This is a genomic window from Shigella sp. FC1967 (assembly GCF_001743005.1).
Lineage (GTDB): Bacteria > Pseudomonadota > Gammaproteobacteria > Enterobacterales > Enterobacteriaceae > Proteus.
Map to the genome: position 1 here is coordinate 1 of NZ_MIIZ01000939.1, position 1,733 is coordinate 1,733.

1 pseudogene is annotated in these 1,733 nt (G+C 42.4%); it reads right to left on the reverse strand.

The features are described from left to right. Positions 1-1,733: pseudogene (locus BHE89_RS16195) on the reverse strand (Tex family protein); the annotation flags it as partial.

Genomic DNA, 1,733 nt, shown 5'->3' on the forward strand with positions numbered 1-1,733 from the left:
AATATCTCCGGTTTTCACCACCGTATGTGGATCTTCAATAAATCTATCCGCTAAAGAAGAGATATGAACCAAGCCATCTTGGTGTACACCGATATCAACGAATGCACCAAAATTAGTCACGTTAGTCACTGTTCCTTCAAGGATCATGCCACTAACTAAGTCATTCATCGTTTCGACACCTTCTGCAAACGTCGCTGTTTTAAACTCTGGGCGTGGATCGCGTCCCGGTTTTGCTAACTCTTTTAAGATGTCATTAATCGTTGGTAGACCAAACTGCTCCGTAATAAATGCTCTTGCATCTACTTGTGAAATCAACGTGCTATTACCCATTAAATCATCAATTTTTTTGATGGGTAGATTGCAGGATATTTTCAACAATTGGATATGCTTCAGGGTGAACCGTTGAGGCATCAAGTGGGTTTTTACCATCTCGAATACGTAAGAACCCAGCACATTGTTCAAAAGCTTTTGGTCCTAAACGCGCCACTTTAAGTAACTGTTTTCTATCAACAAAACGGCCATTTTCATCACGCCAGCTAATGATATTTTGAGCAATAGATTGGCTAAGCCCCGCAACACGGGTTAATAACGGTACTGATGCTGTATTTAAATCAACACCAACGCCATTCACACAGTCTTCAACAACAGTATCAAGTTTTCTCGCTAATAATGTTTGGCTAACGTCGTGCTGATATTGACCAACACCAATTGATTTGGGATCAATTTTGACAAGTTCAGCCAGAGGATCTTGTAAGCGACGCGCAATAGAAACCGCACCACGGATAGAAACATCTAAATCGGGGAATTCATTAGCTGCAAGCTCTGACGCTGAATACACGGATGCACCAGCTTCACTGACAATCACTTTTTGCGCTTTCACTTCTGGATAACGTTTTACTGTTTCAGCAAAAAAGCGTTCCGTTTCACGAGAAGCCGTACCATTACCAATCGCGACCAATTCAACATTATGCTTAATACATAACGCAGCAACACTTGCCGCCGCTTTATCTGCTTGTCCTGTATGTGGATAAATGGTATCTGTGGCGATTAATTTACCCGTGCTATCAACAACCGCAACTTTAACCCCCGTACGTAAACCCGGATCAAGTCCCATTGTGGCACGCATGCCAGCAGGCGCTGCCATCAATAAATCATTAAGGTTGCGGGCAAAAACATTAATCGCTTCTTCTTCCGCTTTCTCCCGTAATTGGCTCATCAACTCAGTTTCAATATGCATTAAAACTTTTATGCGCCAAGTCCAACTTACAACGGCTTTACGCCAGCTATCTGCGGGTTGATTATTTAAACGTAACCCTAAATGCTCAGTAACCAGTTGTTCACCGTAGCTCTCTTTAGGTGCTTCTTCAAATTGCGGATCTGGATTAAGTGATAATTGAAGGATCCCTTCGTTTCGACCACGAAACATAGCTAATGCGCGGTGGGAAGGAACGTTAGCGATAGGCTCATGGTGATCAAAATAATCACTAAACTTCGCCCCTTCTGCTTCTTTACCTTCAATCACTTTGGCGACAAGATGTGCATTTTTCCATAGATATTGACGAACTTTCGCCAATAATCCAGCATCCTCTGAAAAACGCTCCATTAAAATATAACGCGCACCATCTAAAGCGGCTTTTGTATCATCAACACCCTTTTCGGTGTTGATATAAGCAGTTGCCGCGTCTTCTGGATTATGTTGTGGTTCATTCCACAGTAAATCCGCTAAAGGTTCT